General features: G+C 67.4%; 27 protein-coding genes. 21 read left to right on the plus strand and 6 right to left on the minus strand.

Translation table 11 applies throughout. The features are described 5' to 3' along the window. Positions 1-47 precede the first annotated feature (47 nt). The 16 genes from folP to QH195_RS13060 all read left to right on the plus strand — a co-directional run bounded on the left by folP (position 48) and on the right by QH195_RS13060 (position 15,238). Positions 48-866 (plus strand): dihydropteroate synthase, encoded by an 819-nt coding sequence (folP, locus tag QH195_RS12985; protein ID WP_280420738.1) that lies wholly within the window; start codon positions 48-50, stop codon positions 864-866. Beyond that, complete coding sequence (gene folB / locus QH195_RS12990; protein WP_280420681.1) at positions 863-1,249, plus strand: dihydroneopterin aldolase; 387 nt, start codon at positions 863-865, stop codon at positions 1,247-1,249. The genes folP and folB overlap by 4 nt, the downstream gene beginning before the upstream one ends. After that, a complete protein-coding gene (gene folK / locus QH195_RS12995; protein ID WP_280435555.1) occupies positions 1,246-1,791 on the plus strand; it encodes a 2-amino-4-hydroxy-6-hydroxymethyldihydropteridine diphosphokinase in 546 nt (181 codons plus the stop codon). The genes folB and folK overlap by 4 nt, the downstream gene beginning before the upstream one ends. 53 nt (positions 1,792-1,844) lie before the next feature. Further along, the gene (locus tag QH195_RS13000; protein ID WP_280420737.1) at positions 1,845-2,321 is read left to right on the plus strand and encodes a DUF3180 domain-containing protein; all 477 of its coding nucleotides are present in this window, start codon (positions 1,845-1,847) and stop codon (positions 2,319-2,321) included. Between the two features lie 69 nt (positions 2,322-2,390). Next, positions 2,391-3,503, plus strand: a complete 1,113-nt coding sequence (locus tag QH195_RS13005) for a DUF6779 domain-containing protein (RefSeq protein WP_280435556.1) — start codon at positions 2,391-2,393, stop codon at positions 3,501-3,503. A gap of 119 nt (positions 3,504-3,622) precedes the next feature. Beyond that, positions 3,623-4,570, plus strand: coding sequence for a Rossmann-like and DUF2520 domain-containing protein (locus QH195_RS13010; protein WP_280490365.1), 948 nt, complete (start codon positions 3,623-3,625; stop codon positions 4,568-4,570). A gap of 58 nt (positions 4,571-4,628) precedes the next feature. Continuing rightward, on the plus strand, positions 4,629-5,579 hold the full coding sequence (panC, locus tag QH195_RS13015) for a pantoate--beta-alanine ligase (RefSeq protein WP_280435557.1): 951 nt from the start codon (positions 4,629-4,631) through the stop codon (positions 5,577-5,579). A gap of 382 nt (positions 5,580-5,961) precedes the next feature. After that, complete coding sequence (gene panD, locus QH195_RS13020) at positions 5,962-6,381, plus strand: aspartate 1-decarboxylase (RefSeq protein WP_280420735.1); 420 nt, start codon at positions 5,962-5,964, stop codon at positions 6,379-6,381. Positions 6,382-6,398: 17 nt separating this feature from the next. Beyond that, complete coding sequence (locus tag QH195_RS13025; protein WP_280435558.1) at positions 6,399-7,193, plus strand: type III pantothenate kinase; 795 nt, start codon at positions 6,399-6,401, stop codon at positions 7,191-7,193. Positions 7,194-7,422: 229 nt separating this feature from the next. After that, positions 7,423-8,049, plus strand: a complete 627-nt coding sequence (locus QH195_RS13030) for a cysteine dioxygenase (RefSeq protein ID WP_280420676.1) — start codon at positions 7,423-7,425, stop codon at positions 8,047-8,049. A gap of 8 nt (positions 8,050-8,057) precedes the next feature. Beyond that, positions 8,058-8,480, plus strand: coding sequence for a rhodanese-like domain-containing protein (locus QH195_RS13035; protein WP_280420675.1), 423 nt, complete (start codon positions 8,058-8,060; stop codon positions 8,478-8,480). Between the two features lie 295 nt (positions 8,481-8,775). Beyond that, positions 8,776-10,242: a lysine--tRNA ligase gene (lysS, locus tag QH195_RS13040; protein ID WP_280420734.1), complete on the plus strand. Its 1,467-nt coding sequence runs from the start codon at positions 8,776-8,778 to the stop codon at positions 10,240-10,242. A 118-nt stretch (positions 10,243-10,360) separates the two neighbouring features. Next, a complete protein-coding gene (locus QH195_RS13045; protein WP_280420674.1) occupies positions 10,361-10,723 on the plus strand; it encodes a histone-like nucleoid-structuring protein Lsr2 in 363 nt (120 codons plus the stop codon). A 248-nt stretch (positions 10,724-10,971) separates the two neighbouring features. After that, positions 10,972-11,595, plus strand: a complete 624-nt coding sequence (locus QH195_RS13050) for an FHA domain-containing protein (protein ID WP_371851774.1) — start codon at positions 10,972-10,974, stop codon at positions 11,593-11,595. A gap of 277 nt (positions 11,596-11,872) precedes the next feature. After that, positions 11,873-14,428 (plus strand): ATP-dependent Clp protease ATP-binding subunit, encoded by a 2,556-nt coding sequence (locus QH195_RS13055; protein ID WP_280420673.1) that lies wholly within the window; start codon positions 11,873-11,875, stop codon positions 14,426-14,428. A 150-nt stretch (positions 14,429-14,578) separates the two neighbouring features. After that, a complete protein-coding gene (locus QH195_RS13060; protein WP_280420672.1) occupies positions 14,579-15,238 on the plus strand; it encodes a vWA domain-containing protein in 660 nt (219 codons plus the stop codon). A gap of 117 nt (positions 15,239-15,355) precedes the next feature. Here QH195_RS13060 and QH195_RS13065 read toward each other — a convergent pair whose 3' ends face one another. Next, complete coding sequence (locus QH195_RS13065; protein WP_280435559.1) at positions 15,356-15,784, minus strand: DUF1877 family protein; 429 nt, start codon at positions 15,782-15,784, stop codon at positions 15,356-15,358. An 88-nt stretch (positions 15,785-15,872) separates the two neighbouring features. Next, positions 15,873-16,961 carry a sensor histidine kinase gene (locus QH195_RS13070; RefSeq protein WP_280435560.1) on the minus strand — a complete coding sequence of 363 codons (1,089 nt, stop codon included), beginning with the start codon at positions 16,959-16,961 and terminating at the stop codon, positions 15,873-15,875. A 186-nt stretch (positions 16,962-17,147) separates the two neighbouring features. Between QH195_RS13070 and QH195_RS13075 the strand changes: the two genes are divergently transcribed. Continuing rightward, positions 17,148-17,603, plus strand: coding sequence for an SRPBCC family protein (locus QH195_RS13075; RefSeq protein ID WP_280435561.1), 456 nt, complete (start codon positions 17,148-17,150; stop codon positions 17,601-17,603). Between the two features lie 55 nt (positions 17,604-17,658). Further along, on the plus strand, positions 17,659-18,102 hold the full coding sequence (locus QH195_RS13080) for an OsmC family peroxiredoxin (protein WP_062972069.1): 444 nt from the start codon (positions 17,659-17,661) through the stop codon (positions 18,100-18,102). 53 nt (positions 18,103-18,155) lie between these two features. On the opposite strand, the gene QH195_RS13085 is transcribed toward QH195_RS13080, so the two are convergent. Together QH195_RS13085 and mhuD are read right to left on the minus strand one after the other, a co-directional pair. Then, complete coding sequence (locus QH195_RS13085; RefSeq protein WP_280420668.1) at positions 18,156-18,641, minus strand: hypothetical protein; 486 nt, start codon at positions 18,639-18,641, stop codon at positions 18,156-18,158. A 287-nt stretch (positions 18,642-18,928) separates the two neighbouring features. Beyond that, positions 18,929-19,240 carry a mycobilin-forming heme oxygenase MhuD gene (gene mhuD, locus QH195_RS13090; RefSeq protein WP_062972073.1) on the minus strand — a complete coding sequence of 104 codons (312 nt, stop codon included), beginning with the start codon at positions 19,238-19,240 and terminating at the stop codon, positions 18,929-18,931. A gap of 97 nt (positions 19,241-19,337) precedes the next feature. On the opposite strand from mhuD, the gene QH195_RS13095 reads away from it, so the two are divergent. Further along, positions 19,338-20,102, plus strand: coding sequence for an alpha/beta fold hydrolase (locus QH195_RS13095; protein WP_280435562.1), 765 nt, complete (start codon positions 19,338-19,340; stop codon positions 20,100-20,102). A gap of 67 nt (positions 20,103-20,169) precedes the next feature. Here the strand turns inward: QH195_RS13095 and QH195_RS13100 are convergent, their stop codons facing one another. Next, positions 20,170-21,018 (minus strand): A/G-specific adenine glycosylase, encoded by an 849-nt coding sequence (locus QH195_RS13100; RefSeq protein ID WP_432278376.1) that lies wholly within the window; start codon positions 21,016-21,018, stop codon positions 20,170-20,172. A gap of 194 nt (positions 21,019-21,212) precedes the next feature. On the opposite strand from QH195_RS13100, the gene QH195_RS13105 reads away from it, so the two are divergent. After that, complete coding sequence (locus QH195_RS13105) at positions 21,213-21,836, plus strand: carbonic anhydrase (protein ID WP_280420666.1); 624 nt, start codon at positions 21,213-21,215, stop codon at positions 21,834-21,836. Between the two features lie 118 nt (positions 21,837-21,954). Further along, on the plus strand, positions 21,955-22,626 hold the full coding sequence (locus tag QH195_RS13110) for a hypothetical protein (RefSeq protein WP_280435563.1): 672 nt from the start codon (positions 21,955-21,957) through the stop codon (positions 22,624-22,626). Positions 22,627-22,659: 33 nt separating this feature from the next. Here QH195_RS13110 and radA read toward each other — a convergent pair whose 3' ends face one another. Then, on the minus strand, positions 22,660-24,033 hold the full coding sequence (gene radA / locus QH195_RS13115; RefSeq protein ID WP_280435567.1) for a DNA repair protein RadA: 1,374 nt from the start codon (positions 24,031-24,033) through the stop codon (positions 22,660-22,662). Positions 24,034-24,195: the final 162 nt, after the last annotated feature.

Here is a 24,195-nt window from a genome sequence, read left to right on the forward strand (position 1 = left end):
TGCCCCGGCCGGGGGTGCAGCCGCGGCCGGGGCGATCGTGTGTGGTGATGGGCATCGTGAACGTCACCAGCGATTCGTTCTCCGACGGCGGGCGCTATCTGGACCCGGACCGCGCCGTCGAACACGGGGTCCGGCTCTACGAGTCCGGTGCCGACATCGTCGACGTGGGCGGTGAATCGACCCGGCCGGGAGCGGTGCGGGTCGATCCGGAAACCGAGGTCGAACGGGTGGTCCCGGTGATCACCGGGCTGGTCGCGGCCGGGGTGCCCACCAGCGTCGACACCATGCGCGCCGCGGTCGCGGAAGCGTCCATCGCGGCGGGGGTCTCGGTGATCAACGATGTATCGGGCGGGCGGGCGGATCCCGCCATGGCCGAGGTGGTCGCCGCCGCCGATATTCCGTGGATTCTCATGCACTGGCGGGCTGCCGCCGATTACCGGCACACCGGCCCGGCCGACCACTACGACGATGTCGTGGCCGAAGTGCGGGCAGAACTCGGGGTCCAGGTGCGCCACGCGGTTGCCGCGGGCGTGGACCCGGCCCGGATCGTCCTCGACCCCGGTCTGGGTTTCGCCAAGAACGCCGAGCACAATTGGGCGTTGCTGAGCGCGCTGGATCGTTTCGTCGCGGACGGCTTTCCGGTGCTTATCGGGGCCTCGCGGAAACGTTTCCTGGGTACGCTGCTGGCCGATAACGCCGGTCCGCGGCCGCCTGCCGGGCGGGAAACCGCCACCGCAACGATTTCGGCGCTGGCGGCCTGGCACGGTGCGTGGGGGGTCCGGGTGCACGATGTACGCGGTTCGCAGGACGCGATCGCGGTAACCGACGCCTGGCGCCGCGCGGTGGCGAAGGGAGATACGCGGTGAACGCCCGGGCCGGGGACCGGATCGAACTGCGCGGCCTGCGGGTTTTCGGCTACCACGGTGTTTTCGAGCACGAACGCCGGAACGGGCAGGAGTTCGTCGTCGATCTCACCGTCTGGACCGATATCTCCGCGGCCGCCGACACCGACGATCTCGCTCGAACCGTGGACTACGGCGCCCTCGCGGATCTTGCCGTGACGATCGTTCAGGGACCTCCGCGGAACCTGATCGAGACCGTTGCCGCGGAAATCGCCGACCGGGTACGCGCTGTTCCCGGAGTCGCCGATGCCGAGGTCGTACTGCACAAACCGAGCGCGCCGATTCCGCATACTTTCGCCGATGTCCGTGTGGTGACCGCGGGCCGCCGGGGGCAGGGGTCCGAATGACGCGTGCGGTGTTGTCCATCGGTTCGAACATGGGAGACCGGCTCGGGCTGTTACGTGGTGTCGTCGCCGGATTCGGTGCACGGGTCCGTGCGGTCTCACCGGTGTACAGCACCGCCCCCTGGGGCGGCGTGGAACAGGACGATTTCCTCAACGCCGTACTGGTCGTCGAGGATCCGGCATACGACTGCCGCGCCTGGCTGATGCACGGGCAGCGGCTCGAACAGGCAGCCGGCCGGAAGCGAACGGTGCGCTGGGGTGCACGCACCCTGGATGTGGATATCGTGACCTGCGCCGAAACTGTGGCCGGGGAATTGCGACCCTGCCGCAGCACCGACCCCGACCTGACCCTGCCGCATCCGCGGGCGCACGAACGCGCCTTCGTTCTGGTTCCGTGGCTGGACGTTGAACCCGAGGCCGTGCTGGACGTCGCGGATACCGGATACCGGGTGCGGGATCTGCTGTCGAAGCTGGACGCGGGCGAGGTCGCGGGGGTTCGCCGCACCGACTTCACCCTGACCTCCGCCGCGGGAGCCGCACCATGACCTTCGGGGGCAGCGATAAGAACACCCGCGGCAACGGCGGGGACGACGGCGATATGAAGCTGAAACCCACCCGTATCCGGGAGTTGCTGGCCAATATCGCGATCGCGGCCGTTATCGCCTGGGTGGCCACCCGGCTCGCCTACGGGAGTTTCCCGCCGATCTCCACCATCGCGGGGGCGTCCCTGTACCCGGTCGCTGCCCTCGAGGCGGCGCTCGGCTTCTATATCCGCACCCGGGTGAGCAACAGCCAGATCGGTGCCGACCAGCGCCAGCTGCATCCGATCACGGTGGCTCGCGCCTTGGCGCTGGCGAAGGCGTCCGCGCAGGTGGGTTCGCTGGTGGCCGGCGTTTGGCTGGGGTTCCTGCTCTGGATTTTCCCGCAGCGTGGCGATCTCCGGGCCGCCGACGCGGACTATCCGGGCGCCCTGATCGGCTGCGGTGCGGGTATCGCGCTGGCCGTCGCGGCACTGTGGCTGGAACATTGCTGCCGGGCCCCGGACGACCCCACCGACGAGCCCGCGCCATCCTAGACCTCTTCGTGATGGATCACGCCCATTCTGACCTGGGCGCGTCCGGCTTTCCCGATTACTCTTGCGGGCATGGTGTCACCGTCCCGCAGTAGTTCTTCCGTGCGCAGCCGGGAAGATGTGGGCAAACTGTTCCTCGGCGGCCTGGTGCTGCTCGGGGTGGTGGCCAGTGTTTTTCTGGTACTCAGCGATAGCCTGCAGCTCATCCGGGTGGGGCTGGTGGTTGCCCTGTGGGCGGCGGTACTGGGGGCGTGGGCGGTGAGCCGGTATCAGGTCAAGGTCCGGGATCTGCGCCGCGCCTATGAACGGGAACTGGAGCGCGAGATCCATGCGCGCCGCGAACACGATCTCGGAGTCGAGGCGCGGGTGCGTGCGGAGGTGGGCACCGACGCGGCCGAGATGGCCGCGCTGCGGGCCGAGCTCGCGGTGTTGCGCCGCCAGCTCGAACGGCTCTTCGACGGCGAGCTTCCGCCGGAGCGTCCCGCGCTGCGGGCCGCGTCCTTCCGCATCCAGGAGCTACCCAGCGCGCAGGACCGGGCCGGGTTCGTGCCGGCCTGGCCGCTCCCCGAAGAAGGCGAGCGCCGCGCGGTCGACGCCTGGGCCAACGCCGCGGCGAGCTGGTCGCATGCGGCGGACGGCTGGGCCGACGCCGGGGAAGCAGCGGAATCGAGCGCCGACACCGGGGAACGCAACCCGGTCACCCCGGTCTACGAAAGCGATCATCCCGGCCGGCCCCGGTTCGCCGGCCCCGACGATGCCCCCATCACGGCCGAAACGGCGATCGTGCGCCTCGACGATGAACCGGCGCCGAGCGGAGCGGGGCCGGAGCTCGAGGGTCCGAGCTGGGCCGATGCGTTCACCGAGGTCCACGACGCCCTGGGAGTACCCGGTGACGAGAGTCCCGGTCCGCCGTATCCCGTCGAATTCGAACAGGTCCCGCCCAGGCCCGAGCCGGTCCACGGCCCGCCCGCACCGCCCCGCCTTGCCGCCCCCGAGCCCGAACCGTCCAAGTCACCCGCGCCGGCGAAAGCCCGGCAGAACACCCGTGCCCCGGGCAAGCTGTCCCCGCGGTCGGTCAATTCCCGCCGCCGCCGCACCCAGGCCGACCCGGCCGGTTCGCGCAGGTTGTCGGTGGCCGAGATCATGGCGAACCTGCGCCGGGAAGAAGAGCAGCGCAGCTCCTGAAGTGCGGTGCAGATCACCCGGTGCGCCCATGGCGCATCGGCGGACACGAGACCTATCCTCGATGCGTAACGTCCGGTACCCGCAGCGCGGGACTGGAACGACTTTTCGAGAGGACACTGTTGACCTCGCCACGCGTGACTCCTGGTAATCCGGCCGCGAGTGGTGATCCGGCGCCCGCACGCCTGACGGTAGGAATCGTTTCGGCGGGACGCGTGGGATCCGCACTCGGTGCCGCGCTCGAACGCGCCGGACATGTGGTGTTCGGTGTCGCCGCCATCTCCGATGCCTCGGTGCACCGGGCCCGTACCCGCCTGCCCGAATCCCGGATCCTCCCGGTGGAGGAGGTGGCCGCCCGTAGCGAACTGCTCATCTTGGCGGTCCCGGACGCCGAACTGGCCGGTTTGGTGCGCGGACTGGCGAGCGCGCGGACGGTGCGGCCGGGCACGATCGTGGCGCATACGTCGGGCGCGAACGGTATCGCGGTCCTGGCGCCGCTGCAGGAGGCCGGTGCGCGACCGCTGGCAATCCATCCGGCGATGACCTTCACCGGCCACGACGAGGATTTGTCCCGGCTGGCCAACGCCTGTTTCGGGATCACCGCCGCGGACGAGATCGGGTACGCCATCGCGCAGTCGCTGGTGATCGAGATGGGCGGGGAACCGGTTCGGGTGGCCGAGGAACAGCGCACCCTCTATCACGCCGCGCTGGCCCACGGCAGCAACCACCTGGTCACCCTGGTACTCGACGCCGTGCAGGCCCTGCGCGAAGCACTGGCCGGTCCTGGGCTGCTCGGCCAGCAGACCATCGACGACCAGCCCAACGGCCTGCCCGAACGGCTGCTCGCGCCGTTGGCCTCGGCGGCGCTCGACAATGCGCTGCGCCGCGGCCAGGCCGCGCTGACCGGCCCGGTGGCCCGCGGGGATACCGCCGCCGTCGCCGCGCATCTCGAGGCCTTGACCGCGGCCGATCCACAGGTGGCTGCCGGGTATCGGGCGATGTCGCGGCGTACCGCTGAACGAGCCCAAGCCCCCGACGAACTTCGTGAACTGCTGGAGGAGCACCGATGACGCGATACCTGCGCTGCGGCCTCCGCGGATCGCACGCACCGGCTTCGAAGGAGGCAGCATGACGGATCAGACCCTGCGCGGCGCCTACCGCGCCGGCGAATTGACCGTGCAGCACGACCCGGCCGTGCTCGGCAAGGTGATCCGCGCATTGCGCCGCTCCGGCCGGACCGTCGGGCTCGTACCCACCATGGGTGCCCTGCACGAAGGCCACCTGGAACTGGTCCGTCGAGCCAAGCGCACCAACCAGGTCGTGGTCGTCTCGATTTTCGTCAACCCGCTGCAATTCGGCGCGAACGAGGATCTCGACAGCTACCCGCGCACCCTCGACGCGGATGTCGAACTACTCCGCACGGAGGGTGTCGACCTGGTGTTCGCCCCGAGCGCTGCGGATATGTATCCCGACGGCCCGCGGACCACGGTGCAGCCCGGTCCGCTCGGCGCGGAGCTGGAGGGCGGTTCCCGGCCGACCCATTTCGCCGGCATGCTCACGGTGGTGGCGAAACTGCTGCAGATCGTTTCCCCGAACGAGGCCTTCTTCGGCGAGAAGGACTATCAGCAGCTGGCGTTGATCCGGCAGATGGTCCGCGATCTGAACTTCGACGTGAAGATCGTCGCGGTGCCGACGGTCCGCGAAGCGGACGGTCTGGCGCTGTCTTCGCGCAACCGCTATCTCGACCCTGCTCAGCGCGAACTCGCGACCACCTTGTCGGCCGCCCTCCTGGCCGGCGCTCGTTCCGGAGCCGTGGGCGGGCAGGCCGTGCTGGATGCGGCGCACTCGGTTCTGGCCGCAGCCCCCGATATCGAACTGGACTATCTGGAACTCCGTGCCGCGGATCTGGGACCGGCCCCGGAAGCAGGTAACGCCCGCCTCCTGATCGCCGCCCGCATCGGTAGCACCCGTTTGATCGACAATGCCGCCGTCCAGCTCGGCGTGCAGTTGGACGGCCACCCCGACGCGGATACGTCGCCCGCTCGGAGCGCCGGTAGTACCGCAGGAGCCGGACAATGAGCATCTGTGTGGCCGAGACTCCCGCCACCGCCCGGCACCGGGACGCGCTGTTCCGCGAAAGCGACGATCAGAACCGTCCTGCGCCACCCCCGGAGACATTCGTGAGCCGGCCACCCGTGCTCGGATCCGCCGTTGCCACTTCAGGACGGCTCACCCCCATGGGCGGGGCCCGCCCCTGGTCTGGAGCGACGGAGCGGGGGAGCGCAGCGGAGGAGCGGAGGAGTGAAGACCAGGGGTCACGAGGGCCCCACCCTCGAGCCGCGGAGCGGCTCCGAAATTACAGCCCGCCCCTTCGCGGAAGGTCTATCTCGAGACAGGGGACAACCGGCCCCCGGCCCGCGCCGCCGAATGCGGCGCAAATAAGCACAGAAGGGCGACAGTGATGTTGCGGACCATGATGAAGTCGAAGATCCACCGGGCCACCGTGACCCATGCCGATCTGCATTACGTCGGATCGGTGACCGTGGACCAGGATCTGCTGGACGCCGCCGATCTGCTCGAGGGTGAGCAGGTGTGCATCGTCGATATCGACAACGGGGCCCGGCTCGAGACCTACGTGATCGCCGGTGAGCGCGGTTCCGGGGTGATCGGTATCAACGGTGCCGCCGCCCATCTGGTGAATCCGGGTGATCTGGTCATTCTCATCGCCTACGGGATGATGGACGAGGCCGAGGTGCGCGAATACGACCCGAAGGTGGTGTTCGTGGATTCGCGCAACCGGGCGGTCGAGCTGGGTTCGGACCCGGCGCATGCGCCGGAGGGCTCGGATCTGATCAGCCCCCGCAATCTGTCGCTGGTCTGAGCGCCGACGGCAATCGGATGCTGCTGACTCTCGACGTCCGCACCACCAGCACCGTCATCGGGCTGATGAACGGCACCGATTCCGGGCCGAACCTGGTGCGGCACTGGCGAATCCACACCAATCCGCTTCATACCGCAGACGAATTCGCCATGAATCTGCGCGGTCTGGTGGGTGCCGATCTCGACGCGGTGACCGGTATCGCAGGCCTGTCGACCATGCCGCCCATGCTGCGGGAAATGCGGTCGATGCTGGATCGCTACTGGCAGCACGTACCGCATGTGCTGGTGGAGCCCGGGGTGCGGACCGGTATCCCGCTGCTGGTCGACAACCCGAAAGAGGTCGGGGCGGACCGGATCGTCAACAGTCTCGCGGCCTATCACGAATACGGCACTGCTTCGATCGTGGTGGATTTCGGAGTGTCGATCTGCGTCGACCTGGTATCGGCGAAGGGTGAGTTCCTCGGAGGCGTCATCGCGCCGGGGGTGGAGATCGCGACCGAGGCACTGATCGAACGGGCCGCGTTGCGGCGGGTCGAGCTGACCCGGCCGAGGTCGGTGGTAGGCAAGAACAGTGTCGAATGTATTCAGGCCGGCGCCGTATTCGGTTTCGCCGGGCTGGTGGACGGCCTGGTCGACCGGATCCGCGACGACGTCGACGGTTTCTCCGGTGACGATATCGCCGTGGTGGCGACGGGACCGGCGGCGCCGTTGATCCTGGACGAATCCGAGACCATCGAGCATCACCTGCCGCATCTGACGCTGACCGGCCTGCAGCTCGTCTACGAACGTAACCAGCGGCGTAGCCGCGGCTGAGGTCGCACCTGGTCGAAGTCGCGGCCGGAAAATACGCCGTGGCGCTCGAGCGCGCCGATATGTGACGTATTCCGCTGGGCCGGGTGTGGCCGTGGCGGGTCCGGATTGCTAAGCTCGCCGTGTGCTGTTCCGCATGCGTACCCAGGAGTGTTGTCGAGGCTGATTCGCCTCGACCGTTCGAGGCATCCCGAATTCCTCGTTCGTTCCCATTTCTCCTGGAGATGCGCAGATGCGTTCCCCTGTTCTTTCTTCCGTAGTCCGGCCGTCGACTCGTGATTCCGCCGCCGCGGCGGCGAACCCGATTCCCGACCGCCCGATCGCACCGGCGTTGCCCACCCGGCTGCGTCCCGCGGATCTGTTACGGCTGACCGACGAGACCGGTGAAGATGTGCTCGCCGGCCGATACGATCATCTGCTTCCGGAGGGCGGCCGCTGGCCGGCGGTGGACCGCTGGGCGACACGGCTGGCCGCCGACGACGAGGTCGATATCTGGCTGATCAGCTGGACACCGGAAAAATCCACGAAACTGCACGATCATGCCGGTTCGCTCGGTGCGCTGACCGTGCTCAGCGGCGCGCTCGCGGAGTATCGCTGGAACGGATCCGAACTGCGGCATCGGATCCTGGCGGCGGGTGATCAGGCCGCTTTCCCGATCGGCTGGGTGCACGATGTCGTCCGTGCTTCCGACCGGATCGCGGTCTCCGGGTATTCCGATCCCGGGCCGCTGGATCCGACGCTGAGTGTGCACGCCTATTCGCCCCCGCTGACCGCCATGTCCTATTACGAGGTGACCGGTCACGGCAGCCTCCGACGTACCCACACCGTCCTCACCGACCAGCCCGAAGGTGATCTCTGATGCCGTCGATGACCATCGACCAAATGCTCGACAACGCCCGGTCCCAGCTGCGGCGGATCCAGCCCGTCGAACTACCGGCCGCCCTTGCGCGGGGCGCGATCCTGGTGGATATCCGCCCCGCCGCGCAGCGCACCGTCGAGGGAACGCTGCCCGGCGCGCTGGTGATCGAACGGAATGTGCTGGAGTGGCGGCTGGATCCGAGCAGTTCGGCCCGGCTGGCGCTGGCCACCGATCATGATGTCGAGTGGATCGTGGTGTGCTCGCAGGGCTACACGTCGAGTCTGGCCGCGGCCTCGTTGCGTCAATTGGGATTGCATCGCGCGACCGATCTGGTCGGCGGTTACCAGGCTCTGGTAGCCGCGGGTATGCGCACGGTCGCGACCGGGGCCGAGCACTTCACCAGGGAAGTCCGTTCGCTCGCGGTTCTCTGAATTTCTCCGGGCTACGGCGAATAGATCCGGAGCGCAATACTTTTCCGTGCCGTCGTCGTCTCGGCGGAATTTCCTAAGCAACCAAATGGTCTATTTTCGGGGACGGGCCGCGCATGCCCGTGCCGATTCCATATGGCGCGGTCCAGGGGCGGGCGGCTGACGAATCGATTTGCCGTGCACGCTAGGGTGGTTCGCTGTGAGCAACCCGAACTCCTCGTCATCCGGCGGCTCCGCGGGCACTGTTCCCGCGGGGCGATCCGGCCGCGCAGCGGTTGTCGACGACATCCCCGAGCAGATGCGGATCCGGCGGGAGAAGCGGGAACGGCTGCTCGCCGCGGGCGGTGAGGCCTATCCGGTGGTGGTACCCCGCACCCATACGCTGGCCGAAATCCGGGCCGCTCATCCGGATCTCGCGGCCGATACCGCGACCGGTCAGCAGGCCGGTGTGGCCGGGCGCGTGATCTTCATGCGCAATACCGGGAAATTGTGTTTCGCGCAGTTGCAGGAGGGTGACGGCACCACGTTGCAGGCGATGATCAGCCTGAACGGGGTCGGTGCGGATGCCCTCGCGGCGTGGAAAGCCGATGTGGATCTGGGCGATATGGTTTTCGTCCACGGCGAAGTCATCTCGTCGCGTACGGGCGAATTGAGCATTATGGCCGATTCCTGGTCGATGGCGTCCAAGGCGCTGCGGCCGCTGCCCGTCGCCCACAAGGAGATGAGCGAGGAATCGCGGGTCCGCCAGCGTTATGTGGACCTGATCGTGCGCCCGGAGGCCCGGGAGATGGCCCGCACCCGGGTCGCGGTGGTGCGGGCGCTGCGTAACGCGCTCGAACGCCGGGGTTTCCTCGAGGTCGAGACGCCGATGTTGCAGACCCTGCACGGCGGTGCCGCGGCACGGCCCTTCCGGACGCATTCCAATGCGCTCGATATGGATCTCTACCTGCGCATTGCTCCGGAACTTTTTCTCAAGCGCTGTGTTGTCGGTGGACTCGAGCGGGTCTTCGAGATCAATCGCAACTTCCGTAACGAGGGTGCCGATTCCACTCATTCGCCCGAGTTCGCGATGCTGGAAACTTATCAAGCGTACGGAACCTACGACGACTCCGCGCGGATGATCCGGGAATTGATCCAGGAAGTCGCCCGAGAGGCTCTGGGAACTCAGATCGTGACGCTTGCCGACGGGTCGGAATACGATCTGAGCGGCGAGTGGACAACCGTCGAGATGTATCCGTCGCTATCGGAGTCGCTGGGGGTCGAGGTCACTCCGGAAACTACTGTCCCGGAATTGCTGGCGCTGGCCGAACGGGAAGGTCTGGAAATTCCCGAAGGCAAGGGCTACGGGCACGGCAAACTCGTCGAGGAACTCTGGGAGCACAGCTACGGCGACAAGCTGTACAAGCCGACTTTCGTGCGTGATTTCCCGGTCGAGACATCCCCGCTGACCAGGCAGCATCGGTCGCGTGCCGGGGTTGCCGAGAAGTGGGATCTGTATGTTCGGGGCTTCGAGTTGGCAACGGGCTATTCGGAGTTGGTGGACCCGGTCATCCAGCGCGAACGGTTCGTCGATCAGGCGCGGCTCGCCGCCGCCGGCGACGACGAAGCAATGGTTCTGGACGAAGACTTCCTCGCCGCGATGGAACACGGGATGCCGCCGACAACCGGAACCGGTATGGGAATCGATAGGTTGTTGATGGCGCTCACCGGATTGGGAATCCGGGAAACGATACTCTTCCCAATAGTGCGGCCGGTCGGCCGTTGAGCGAACGGTTTGCATAGCAGATCGCTCGTCTTGGAATTTTCCGAATTCGAGGTATTCTTGCCTCGGGTAATCGGCCTGATTTTGCCGGGCCGCACGATTTCGAGAGGACGTTCATCTCATGGCAAAGAAGGTCACCGTTAGCCTGATCGACGATGTCGACGGTGAGTCCATCGCGGACGAGACCATCGAGTTTGCAATCGATGGGGTGTCGTACGAGATCGACCTGTCGTCATCGAATGCGGCGAAGCTTCGGGACGAGTTGGAGCAGTGGGTTTCCAGCGCCCGTCGCGTGAGCGGCCGGCGCCGGGTGAAGTCCGCGGTCGCCGCCGGTACTGCCAACAGCAAGGGGCGCGCCACGATGGATCGCGAACAAAGCGCCGCAATTCGTGAGTGGGCACGGCGGAATGGTCACAAGGTTTCCGCGCGCGGGCGTATCTCCGCCGATATCACCGATGCGTACAACAAGGCCTCGAAGGGATAGTTCTTCTTTCAACCGTCGTTCGCTGGATATTTCCTGGGAAGCGGACGGCGGTCGGTCTTTCTCGATAGCAAATTGGAATTACCGCTGGCCCCGGCGCTGTGTGCCGGGGCCACTGCGCTCAGCGGTGTTCAGTCTTGCTCCACCGCCCGATCGCCCGGCACCATAGGGGTGTTGGTTGTACCGGGCCCGTGCGGTCGGGGTGGTGTCCGGCAGGTGCTGCCGGTATGGAGAGGTCAGGTAGCGGCGCAGTGTCCGGATCCGTCGGCTCGTTCCTACGTTTCACCGATGACGAAGGCCGCCGGCGTGAGGTGATGCTGACCCCCGACCGGCAGCGGATCACAATAGGCCGTTCGGCCGGCGCGGACCTCTCGCTGCGCTGGGACGCCGAGGTCTCCCGGTTGCACGCCGCCGTGGAATACCTCGCCGCGCAATGGACCATCGTGGACGACGGCCTGTCTCGCAACGGGACGTTCATCAACGGCGAAAGGCTGCACGGCCGTCGGCGGCTCATGCCGGGCGATCGGATCCGGATGGGCACCTCCATGGTCTCGTTCCACGATTTCAACGGGGTGGCCGACGATGCGACCCGCGCGTCCAGCGGCACCGTCCCGACTGTCCGGTCACTGACCGAGGCGCAACGGGGTGTGCTGATCGCGCTGTGCCGTCCGTACAAGGGTGACGCCGGATTCGCCGCCCCCGCGACCAACCAGCAGATCGCCGACGAGCTGTTCCTCAGTGTGGATGCCGTCAAAACACATCTGCGCGCGCTGTTCGCCAAGTTCGGGGTCGAGGATCTGCCCCAGAACCAGAAACGCGTCCGGCTGGCTGCGCTCGCCATGCGCAGCGGGCTCATCAGTGATCGCGACCTGTAGACCTGCTGGTTTCCCGACCGGCCCGAATCGGTGTGTTCGCTCTCGGCAAAACCGGAGTGGGAAACGAATACGTGGGTATGGGCGTTATGAGTGAATAGCGCTGCGACCGGCTGCAGATCATTAGGGTGGACCGGCGGCAGTGTGACCACCCGCCAACTAGAGTGGGAGGCGGGGGCCGCAACCCCTGGCCTTCATGGCAGGCTGAGGCCGACGGTTGTCCACGACACACCACGGCACCAGCCGGCCATAGAGTCCGGAGCAGGAGAGTGAGGGAGCGATGTTCGAGAGGTTCACCGACCGCGCGAGGCGTGTCGTCGTCCTGGCCCAGGAAGAGGCCCGGATGCTCAACCACAACTACATCGGCACCGAGCACATCCTGCTGGGTCTGATCCACGAGGGTGAGGGTGTCGCGGCCAAGTCGCTGGAGTCGCTCGGAATCTCGCTGGAGGGCGTGCGCAGCCAGGTCGAGGAGATCATCGGCCAGGGCCAGCAGGCGCCGTCCGGCCATATTCCGTTCACCCCGCGCGCCAAGAAGGTGCTGGAGCTGAGCCTGCGCGAGGCGCTGCAGCTCGGCCACAACTACATCGGTACCGAGCACATCCTGCTGGGCCTCATCCGCGAGGGCGAGGGAGTTGCGGCCCAGGTCCTGGTCAAGCTCGGCGCCGACCTCAATCGGGTCCGCCAGCAGGTCATCCAGCTGCTGTCCGGCTACCAGGGCAAGGAACCGGTGGAATCCGGCGCTCGCGGGGAAACCGGCACGCCGTCCACTTCGCTGGTTCTCGATCAGTTCGGCCGTAACCTCACCCAGGCCGCGCTGGAGGGCAAGCTCGACCCCGTTATCGGCCGCTCGAAGGAGATCGAGCGGGTCATGCAGGTGCTGAGCCGCCGCACCAAGAACAACCCGGTGCTGATCGGCGAGCCCGGCGTCGGTAAGACCGCTGTGGTCGAGGGCCTGGCGCAGGCCATCGTCAACGGCGAGGTCCCCGAGACGCTGAAGGACAAGCAGCTCTACACCCTCGACCTGGGCTCCCTGGTCGCGGGCAGCCGCTACCGCGGTGATTTCGAAGAGCGCCTGAAGAAGGTGCTCAAGGAGATCAACACCCGCGGTGACATCATCCTGTTCATCGACGAGCTACATACGCTGGTCGGTGCGGGTGCCGCCGAGGGCGCCATCGACGCGGCCTCGATCCTGAAGCCGAAGCTGGCCCGCGGTGAGCTGCAGACGATCGGTGCCACCACCCTCGACGAGTACCGCAAGTACATCGAGAAGGACGCCGCTCTGGAACGCCGCTTCCAGCCGGTCCAGGTGGGCGAGCCGACCGTCGAGCACACCATCAACATCCTCAAGGGCCTGCGCGACCGCTACGAGGCGCATCACCGGGTCTCCATAACCGACGGCGCCCTGGTCGCCGCCGCCACCCTGGCCGACCGCTACATCAACGACCGGTTCCTGCCGGACAAGGCGATCGACCTGATCGACGAGGCCGGCGCCCGCATGCGGATCCGCCGGATGACCGCCCCGCCGGACCTGCGCGAATTCGACGACAAGATCGCCGACGCGCGCCGGGAGAAGGAATCGGCGATCGACGCGCAGGACTTCGAGAAGGCCGCGCGGCTGCGCGACAAGGAGAAGCAGCTCGTCGCCAAGCGCGCGGAGCGCGAGAAGCAGTGGCGTTCGGGTGATCTGGATGTCGTGGCCGAGGTCGACGACGAGCAGATCGCCGAGGTGCTGGCCAACTGGACCGGTATCCCCGTGTTCAAGCTCACCGAGGAGGAGACCACCCGTCTGCTCCGTATGGAGGACGAGCTGCACAAGCGGATCATCGGCCAGGAGGACGCGGTCAAGGCCGTTTCCAAGGCCATCCGCCGTACCCGTGCCGGCCTGAAGGATCCGAAGCGTCCGTCCGGTTCGTTCATCTTCGCCGGTCCGTCCGGTGTCGGGAAGACCGAGCTGTCCAAGGCGCTGGCGAACTTCCTGTTCGGCGACGACGACGCGCTCATCCAGATCGATATGGGCGAGTTCCACGACCGCTTCACCGCCTCGCGGCTGTTCGGTGCCCCTCCGGGCTACGTCGGCTACGAAGAGGGCGGCCAGCTCACCGAGAAGGTGCGCCGCAAGCCGTTCTCGGTCGTGTTGTTCGACGAGATCGAGAAGGCCCACCAGGAGATCTACAACACCCTGTTGCAGGTTCTCGAGGATGGCCGCCTGACCGACGGCCAGGGCCGGACCGTGGACTTCAAGAACACGGTGCTGATCTTCACCTCGAACCTCGGTACCTCGGATATCTCGAAGGCCGTCGGCCTGGGCTTCACCCAGTCCAACAAGGAGGGCTCGAACTACGAGCGGATGAAGCTCAAGGTCAACGACGAGCTGAAGAAGCACTTCCGGCCCGAGTTCCTCAACCGTATCGACGATGTGATCGTCTTCCACCAGCTCACCACCGAGCAGATCGTGGAGATGGTGGATCTGATGATCAACCGCGTCGGCGTCCAGTTGAAGAACAAGGATATGTCGATGGAGCTCACCGACCAGGCCAAGAGCCTGCTGGCCAAGCGCGGATTCGATCCGGTGCTGGGTGCGCGGCCGTTGCGTCGCACCATCCAGCGCGAGATCGAGGACCAGCTGTCGGAGAAGATCCTCTTCGGCGAGATCGGTGCCGGCCAGAACGTCGTGGTCGATGTCGAGGGCTGGGACGGCGAAGGGTCCGGCGAGGATGCCCGCTTCACCTTCACCCCGAAGGCCAAGCTCACCAAGGACGAGGGTGAGAAGAAGCCGGAGGTCGTGCTGACCGGTGCCGGCGAGGGGTCCACCGAGGCCGCCTCGGGCGAGTAACGCACTCACGAAAGGGCCCGTCCCGGGTAATCCGGGACGGGCCCTTTGCCTGTTCGGGGCGTTTTTCGCGAAACCGAAAACTCGGCGGCGCGGTCTGTCGTGCGCGCGTAGGGTGATGGTGATCATTCGTTTTTCGAACCGGGGGTGACAGTGACGAATCCTGACCTGACAACCATCGCCGTACTGCTCGACCGTTCGGGCTCCATGCAGACCATCAAATCGGATACCGAGGGTGGCCTGGCCGCCTATTTCGAGGAGCAGCGCACGGCCGGGAAGTCCGTGCGGGTCACTCTCGCGCAATTCGATACGGAGTACGAGCGGGTGTACTCGGATATTCCGCTCGAACAGGTACCGCCACCCGAGCTGCATCCGCGCGGCGGTACCGCGCTCTACGACGCCATCGGCAAATTGGTCACCGATCTCGGCACCGATCTTGCCGCTCGGCCCGAAGCCGAACGTCCGGGCACCGTGATCGTCGTAATTCTCACCGACGGCCACGAGAATTCGAGCCGGGAATGGACCCATGCCGCCGTGCGCTCGCTGATCGAGCAGCAGCAGAACGTGTACAGCTGGGATTTCCTGTTCCTGGGCGCCAATATGGACGCGGTCGCCATCGGCAGTGGGCTGGGTTTCACACCGCAGCAGTCCATTACCTACGGTGCGGCGCCGGCCGGTGTCGCCGGGGTGTTCCGGGCCGCCGGGGCCTACTCCCGCCGATTACAGGCCCAGGAACCCGGTGCTCCGGGAGCGGCACGCACCGCGGGATTCACCGAGGAAGAGCGGCGCGGGGCGAATCCCGGGAGTGCCTGAACACCCGGACTGCCGGACCCGACCTGCGCGCGGCGGCGGGCAGGTCGGTTGTTCCGGTCGGTGAGCCGGGCCGGCGCGCGAATCCGTGGGATCGGCTGAAACGGTACCGATCGTCTGTCAACTCATGCTCATGACTGCCGCAGAACCCGCGGCAGCGGCCGAACCGAAGAATTTCACCAGCACGTCGTAGTACTGACGCAAATAGCCGAGCTCGGCCTCGTCGAATGCTGCGGCTTCGGAGTGTGCGGTGAGCGTCGTGAACGGTGTATCGCGCAGCCTTTCCGCGGTCCGCCGGACCAGCGCGGACGACCAGGAGAACAGCATCTCGGAACCGTCGATCAGATCGCCGTCCGAGATCAGGTCGATTCCAGTGCCGGCGCTCCCGAGGAGATCGGACAGGTCCTCCCAGGCTTTGTCGAGATAACCGTCGGGCTCGGAGCTGCGGTAGCGGCCGTCGTCGATCACGTCCCAGTAGTTGTCCGGGTCGGCGAGGATCTGTGCCAGCTGCGCCTCGGATACGCGATTGAACGAAACGACGATTCCCATTGTGCACCCCGATGGTCGGTTGTGATATCGGATCAGACGCTAGCCGCAGGCTCCGACACCCTTCGGATTCGCCGGTCGCGGTGAACTCCTATTCCGTTGGAGCAGGGCCGGTTTCGACCGGCTCGGAGGGGCTGCTACGGGCGCTCGACGGTGCCGGCCGCTGCTTCTTCTCACCCGGTCCGACCCGCGCTGTCGGTGCCTTGTCCGGATCGATCGCGATACGCAGCGGGCGGCTCGGCAACCGGGCCGCGACCCGGAAACCGCCGCTGGGTTTCGGGCCGGCCGTCAGCGCGCCACCGAGTGCGTGGGTGCGCTCCCGCATGGCGATGATGCCCATACCGCGGGTCGGGCCGGTGTGTTCGGGTTTGCCGGTGGGCCGGGTGTTGTCGATGGTGAGGTCCACGGAATCGGCGGTGAACCGCACGGTCACCGTGGCCTCGGCATTGGGGGCATGCCGGATGACATTCGCCAGCGATTCCGTGACGATCTGGGTCGCCGCCTCGTCGATGGCCGCCGGCAGGGAACCGGCGGTGCCGATCACCTTGGTGTGCACGGTCAGCCCGGTCAGCCGGGGTTTACGGAGTAGTTCCTCCAGATCCGACATCGTCGGATCCGGTTCGCGTGGCGGTGGGGACGGCGCCGCGGGCGGTGACGCGTTCCGGCCCGCCTGCTCGGGGGCTCCGGTCGCGCCGGCGGCACCCGCTCGGTCGCGGCGGCCGAAACCGTTGCGCCGGACGCGCTTTTCCCGTTCACCTCGTGACGCCGGGTCCGAATCCCGGGGCCGCTCGCGATCCGGCCGCGCGGGCTCGGCCGGCTCCACCGACTGGATGGCGTGGCGTAACGTCTGTACGTCCTCGAGCGCGTTACGGCTGGTGGTCTTGATTTCGGCCACCGTACCCGCGGCCTTCGCCGACTTGTTCTCGACCTGTTGCAGCGCCATACCCGACTGCACATTGATCAGCGAAAGATTGTGTGCCACCACGTCGTGTAGCTCACGTGCGATCACCAGGCGTTCGGTACTCACCTCGAGTTCGCGTAGCCGCTGCGCGGCGGTCGCGGTCGCGGCGTCACGCTCCTGGTACACCCGTAGCAGCGTGCGGCGCTGCCGCAACAGCACCACCAGGGCGGCAGCCAGCGCAAGCCAACCCAGTAGCCCGACCATCTGCCAGCTCGTCATCGCGGACTCTCCACCTGCACCACCCTATTCGCATTCCGGGCGAAGCCGGTGGTGCACACCCGGAATCCTGATGTAACAAGGGGTTTGCCGGGCCGAATCCGCCCAGCGGATACGTAACGCCGGACAGCGGCGCGATGATCGGCGCATCTGCGGCGGCACCTGCCCCGGCGCGGGTATGGTCCAGAGATGGTCGACCAGCAAGTGCGTGTACCGGACCTGTCAGCGCGACCGTACGAGCTGACAGTGGAGCGGGTGATGAAAGCCTCGCCCGAACTGTTGTATCTGGCGTGGACCCAGGGATTCGATATCTGGTTCGCCGAGCCCGCGACGGTGCGGATGCGACCCGAGGTGAACGAGCCGTTCTATTTCGAAACCGGTCATGAGGGGAGCATGCACCCGCATTACGGGCGCTTCCTGCGGCTCGAACCCCGGCGGCTCGTCGAAATGACCTGGGTAACCGGAGCGGCGGGTACCGAGGGTGCGGAAACGGTGGTCCGGGTGGAATTCGTGAAACAACCCCGCGGTATCCGGTTACGCCTGCGGCACAGCGGGTTTGCGACTGAGGCCGCCCGCGACCGGTACCGCGCGACTTGGCCCAAGGCACTGGCCCGGCTCGACGAACGAACCGCTGCGGTCGGTTGACGGGTACGGGTAGTTTCGGAACCGACCCGAACATTTCGTCTTCGAAAGGATTGTGATGCCCACACGTACCGCACGCACCGCATGGACCGGTGGTCTGCAGGACGGCTCCGGGCAGGTCGAGCTGGTCAGCTCCGGAGTCGGTAAGTACGAGGTGTCATTCCCCAAACGTTCCGCCGAGGAAGCCGGCGGTACCACCAGCCCGGAGGAGCTGATCGCGGGAGCACACGCGTCCTGCTACGCGATGGCGCTGTCCAACGAGATCGCCCAGGCCGGTGGCACTCCGGAAAGCCTCGACGTCTCGGCGGCGGTAACGCTCGGCCCGGACCCGGCCGGTGGTTTCCGGATCAGCCGTATCGCGCTCACCGTGCGCGGCCGGGTGTCGGGCCTGGACAATGCGGGCTTCACCACCGCGGCCGCCGCGGCCAAGTCGGGCTGCCCGGTGAGCAAGGCGCTGGCCGGAGTCGACGAGATCACCCTGGACGCCGCACTGGAGTCCTGAACCGTCGCCCGGGCTCTCCGCGCGCCGGAGACCCCGGGCGTCTCGGTCGCCGGCTAGCGGCGCACTCGGATGAACCATGCGTGCGCCGTCGGCGTCCACATCGCCGGGATCGCGATCAGCACCGCAACGATATGCCCGATGCGAGTGATCGCGACGAGCACGTTCTCGACTGTCGCATCGGGTAGCAACTCAGTGGCGCCCTCGGCCGCGACGAGCGCGGTCAGCGGTTCTATCAGCAGTGAGGCCGTGCCGAGGACACCGATTCCGATGGTCAGCGCGATACGGGCCCAGCGGTCGCCGTGCAGCATCCGCCACGCGACCACCAGCACCACGACATAGATTCCTGCTCGCGTAAGCCATCCGGCGGCGAGGGAGCCGAAACCGGTCGATTGCCCGAACTGGCCCGCGCTGTGGACCGCTGTTTCCGCGACACCGAAACCCACCGCGGCCACCAGTGCGCGAAACGCGAGGGTGACCGACCGGGGTCGCGGTGCGATGGCAGGGGTGCTGTCGGGAGCGCGAAAGGCAATCTCGTTCATACCCCGACATTCCCGCCGCCGGACCGGAACCGGGATCAACCCGGCGTAGCAGTCGTTTCCGGTACCGAGGTAGTGCGGCGCGTGCTCCCTCCACCACCACGGCCATCGCGTGTCCGATTCCCGGGATCAGCCGAGTACCGGGGAGGACAGTGAACCACCGGGCATACCGCGCGGATCACCTGCTGTGCTGCCGAATTGTGACACCAGGCGCCGCGGCCGTCGATAGGCCCAGGCGGCACGGGCCACGCGACCGTACGTCGGTGGCGTGGCCGGCTCAGGCGGATCGGTCAGGCGTTCTTGCCCGAGACGTCCAGCACGACCTCGAACTCCAGCAGGGAGGCGCCGGTGGCCACCGGTTTGTTCTGCTGGCCGGCATGCGCTTCCTTGGCCGGACCGTCCCGCCAGGCCGCGAAGGACTCCTCGGAATCCCACTGGGTGACGACGAAATACCGGTTTTCACCGGCGGTCGGCCGCAGCAGCTGGAAGCCGAGGAATCCGGGGGAGTTCTCGACGGCGTGCGCGCGGTGGGCGAACCGCTTCTCCAGTTCGGGACCCGCGCCCTCGGGGATCTCGATCGCATTGATCTTCACAACAGCCATACCCCGAGCTTAGTGCTGTGTCGAATTGCGCCCCCTGCGGCGGCACCGGGTTCGGGGCCGGACCGGGAGGCTGCCGGACCGAATTACACTCGGGCCGATGTTGCACGACGAAGGTGGGTCCGGGGTTCCGATACTGCTGCTGCACGGGCTGATGGGCAGCGCCCGGACCTGGGCGGATCAGCTCGACTGGCTGCGCGGCCACGGTCATGTGTACACCTTCGACGCGGCGGGGCACGGCCGGGCCGCTCCGGCCGAATTGACGACCGACGCGTTCGTCTCGGATCTGGCGGCGGCGACCACCGGGATCGGTAAGCCGATGGTGGTCATCGGTCATTCCATGGGCGCCCTGCACGGGTGGGTTTTCGCGGCCGAGTATCCGGAGCGGGTGCGGGCGCTGGTGGTCGAGGATATGGCCGCCGATTTCACCGGCCGCACCGCCGCGCACTGGGCGGCCATGGTCGAGGCCTGGCCGCAGCCGTTCGCCGACGAGGCGACCTTACTGGAGTTCTTCGGCCCGGTCGCGGGGCGCTATTTCGAACGTTCCTTCCGGCGAACCCCGGACGGCTACCGGCTGCACGGAGATATCGCCACCTTCCGCGATATCTCCGAGGAATGGGGTATCCGTGCGTTCTGGCCGCAGTGGCGACAGGTGCGCGTGCCCACCCTGCTCATCGAGGGCGAGTACACCATCACTCCACCGGGTCAGATGCGCCGGATGGCCGACCTCCATCCGGACGCCGAACATATCGTGATTCCCGAGGCGGGCCATCTGGTGCACGACGACCAGCCCGGCCGTTACCGCGCCGCGGTCCAGCGATTCCTCACCCGGGTGCTCGCCGCGGAGACCTCATCGGACCCCTGATCGTTCCGTCTGCGCACGCCGACGGGCGAAGCTGCCCGTGCGCGGTGATTCCGATGCCGTGCCGGTCTCAGCCCTCGCCCGCCAGCGCGAACCGGCCGTCCCGGGTTTGTTCGATCAGACCGTCCACCAGGAGTGAATCCAGCGCGCGGTCGCGCTGCCCGGGATCGCGGGTCCAGGCCAGGTCCAGGCGGATGCGGTCGACCGGTTCGGCGGCCGCGCGCAGCACATCCAGTAGCCGGCCGCGGGCCTGCCGGTCGGTGCCCTCGTACTTCTGGGTCCGGCGCGTCGATTCCTGGCGCGGTCGGCCCGCCGTCACCCAGGCGCAGCGGGGCAGCGGGCAGCGGGTGCAGTCGGGCGTGCGGGCGGTGCATACCGTCGCCCCGAGTTCCATCAGGGCCGCGGAGAAGATCGCCGCCCGGTCCACCCGGGTGGGTAGCAGTGCCTCGGTTTCGCGCAGATCCCGCGAGGCCGGATTGCCGGCCTCGCCGCGGCCGTGTACGGCCCGGGCGACCACTCGGCGAACATTGGTATCCACCACCGGAACTCGTTGTCCGTAGGCGAAACAGGCGACTGCCCGCGCGGTGTAGTCGCCGATACCGGGCAAGCCGAGCAGTACCTCGACATCATCGGGCACCTCGTCCCCGTGCTCGGCCGCCAGGACCTGTGCGCATTCGTGCAGTCGCAGGGCGCGCCGGGGATAACCGAGTTTGCCCCAGGCGCGCAGCACCTCACCGGCGCTCGCTGCCGCCATGGCGGAAGGCACCGGCCAGCGCGCCACCCATTCCCGCCAGATCGGTTCCACCCGCGCTACCGGGGTCTGCTGCAGCATGATCTCGCTCATCAAAATCTGCCAGGCGGTCACGCCGGGCCGGCGCCAGGGCAGGTCGCGGGCGGTGCGGGTGTACCAGTCGATCAGCGACTCGGAATCGAGCGGGGCCGCCTCGCCCGCAACGCCGCCGTCCGCTCTCGCCACCGGTCCGCCGACTGCTCCGCTGCTCACTTGAATCGCTCCGTTCTCACTGTGCAGTGCCACCGGCGGCGCGGCGACCGACGCCGTGCCGTAACAGGACCGAAGCCGGGGGCAATCTCGAATCGTGCAGAATGGACACCATGCCTCAGTCCAACCCGGTGAGTGCCTGGAAGTCGCTGCGCGAAGGTAATGAGCGCTTCATGAACGGCACATTGCAGCATCCTAACCAGGGTGCCGCCGATCGAGCCAAGCTCGTCGGTGGCCAGAGCCCGACGGCCGTCCTGTTCGGCTGCGGCGACTCCCGGGTGGCCGCGGAGTTGATCTTCGACCAGGGCCTCGGCGATATGTTCGTCGTGCGTACGGCCGGCCATGTCATCGACGCCTCGGTCCTGGGGTCCATCGAGTACGGAGTAGGTGTGCTGAACACCCCGCTGATCGTGGTCCTCGGCCACGACAGCTGCGGTGCGGTGAAGGCGACCCTGGAAGCGCTGGACGGTGGCGCGGTACCGGGCGGATTCATCCGCAGCATCGTCGAGAAGGTCACCCCGTCCTTGCTGATCGGCCGTCGCGAGGGCTTGGAAACGGTGGACGAGCTCGAAGCCCGCCACGTGGTGGAAACCAGCCGGCTGCTCATGGAGCGGTCGAAGATCGTGTCCGAGCGGGTCGAGGCCGGCGAATGCGCCATCGCATGTGTCACCTACAAACTCGCCGAAGGCCGTGCTCAACTGCAAACCGTGGTCGGTGAGATCGGGGAGACCGTCTGACGTTGCGGGCGGATCTGCCGGCCGGAACCCCCGCCGCACGACCGCGGCGGCGGGCGCCCGACCAGCTTGCGGTGTGCCGTTGACCGCCACCACCGCCGAATGCGCTTACCGTTGACACGTGTTGGAACCGACAGGACCGTTACCGCCGGAGATCTACTGGCGGCGTCGCGTTTTTGCCATCGGAGCGCTGGTGGTCGCGCTCGCGGTGGTGATCTGGCTGGTCGTGACCGTAACCCGGGGCGGAGGTTCGCCCGGCGCGAGCGGCCCCGCGACCTCGTCCACGGCGACCTCCGAAGCCGCGGCGAGTCCGGCGCCCTCGGCCACTTCGACCACCGCCACGAAGTCCGCCACTACCTCGGCCGCCGAATCGTCGCAGCCGGCGCCCTCCGCCTCCGGGGAATGCGCAGACCAATCGCTGGCCATCAAGGTTTCGGTGGCCCAGCCGACCTACCGGGTCGGGGAGGAACCGGTTTTCGGGATCGTGATCACGAATATTTCCGGTGAGCCCTGTACCCGCGATATGGGGTCGGGATTGCAGCGGGTCTCGGTGCAGACGCTGGACGGAGGACGCCAGTTGTGGGCCAGTACGGATTGCTACCCCGACGGTGAACCCGATCTGCGCACCCTCGACCGCGGCGAGCAGGCAGCGTTCACGGTGACCTGGACCGGTACCACCTCGCAGCCGGAATGTGCGGGGGAGCGGGTGCCGGTCCCCAGCGGCGCCTACCACGTGGTGGCACAACTCGGAGCGGTCCGCAGCGCCCCGGAACCCTTCAACATCGCGGAATAGCGGCGTCCGGGCAGAGCTGTTCCGCTGCGCGGGTTACTTCTTGGAGAGGCCCGCGAGCCGTAGCGCGGCTCGCAGGCTGGAAGCCTCGTGCAGGGTCATACCCGTGTCCTTCGCGGCAACGCCCGGCGGCACCACCGCGTTCGTGAACCCGAGTCGTTCGGCTTCGGCCAACCGGCGGCCGGTGGCGGTGATCCGCCGGACCTCGCCGGCCAGCCCCACCTCACCGAGGATCACCCAGCCGGGTGGGAGCGCGGTATCGCGAGCGGCCCCGGCGATGGCCAGTGCGATGGCCAGATCCGCGGCGGGTTCGGTGAGCCGCATCCCGCCCACCGTCGCCGCGTAGACATCTTGTTTACCGACATAGAGGCCGCAGCGGCTCTGCAGGACGGCCAGCACCATGGCGACCCGGTTGTAGTCCAGTCCGCTGACCGCCCGGCGCGGCGCCGGCACCTGGGTATCCACCGTGAGCCCCTGGACCTCCCCGACCAGCGGGCGCTTCCCGTCCATCGCCACGGTGACCGCCGTACCGGGCACCGAATCGGTGCGGTGGTGCAGGAACAGGCCGGAAGGGTCTGTCACACAGGCGATTCCGTCGTCGTGTAGTTCGAAGCAACCCACTTCTTCGGCGCTGCCGAAGCGGTTCTTGATACCGCGCACCATCCGCAATGTCGAATTCTTGTCACCCTCGAACTGCAGCACCACATCGACCAGATGTTCCAGTGTGCGCGGACCTGCCACCGCCCCGTCCTTGGTGACGTGACCGACGAGCAGCACCGCGATACCGCTCGTCTTGGCCAGTGAGGTCAGTGCCGCGGTGACCGCCCGGACCTGGGTGACCCCGCCGATCACGCCGTCGCTGTCGGTGGCCAGCATGGTCTGCACCGAATCGACCACCAGCAGTGTGGGTTTCACCTGATCGACATGCCCGAGCAGAACCGACAGATCCGATTCGGCCGCCAGATACACCCGCTCGTGCACCGCCCCCGTGCGGTCCGCCCGCAGCCGCACCTGTCCCGCGGATTCTTCGGCGGTGACGTACAGGGCCCGTTCGTCGCGCTGTCGTGCCCAGCGATGCGCGACCTCGAGCAGCAGTGTCGATTTCCCGACCCCCGGCTCGCCGGACAGCAGCACCACCGACCCCGCGACGATACCGCCGCCGAGTACGCGGTCGAGTTCGGAAACCCCGGTCGCCCGCGCCGTCGTGGTCTGCGAGTCGATCCGTGAGATAGGCGCGGCAGCGGTACTCGGCAGCATTGCCTTACGCCCCGCCGGAACACCGGCGCCGGCCGCCGCGGGCAGCGCCTCGTCGACGGTGCCCCACGACCCGCAGGCCGGGCATTTACCGACCCATTTGGCAACCTCGTGCGCGCATTCCGAGCACCGATAGACGGCTTTGGTCTTGGTCACTGCCACAGCCCGCACCTTACGCACACCGACCGACAGCAGTGGAGGGCCGAAACCCGCGCCGCCGCAGGCGGCGCAGAGGACTCAGTGCCCGCCGGCCGCCCCGGTGGTGCTCTTGGAGAGCTCGGGTTCGTGGCGGGGGGTCTCGATACCGGCGTCGACCGG

Origin of the sequence: Nocardia carnea, assembly GCF_029868855.1 — a bacterium.
GTDB classification, from domain to species: Bacteria; Actinomycetota; Actinomycetes; order Mycobacteriales; family Mycobacteriaceae; genus Nocardia; species Nocardia carnea_A.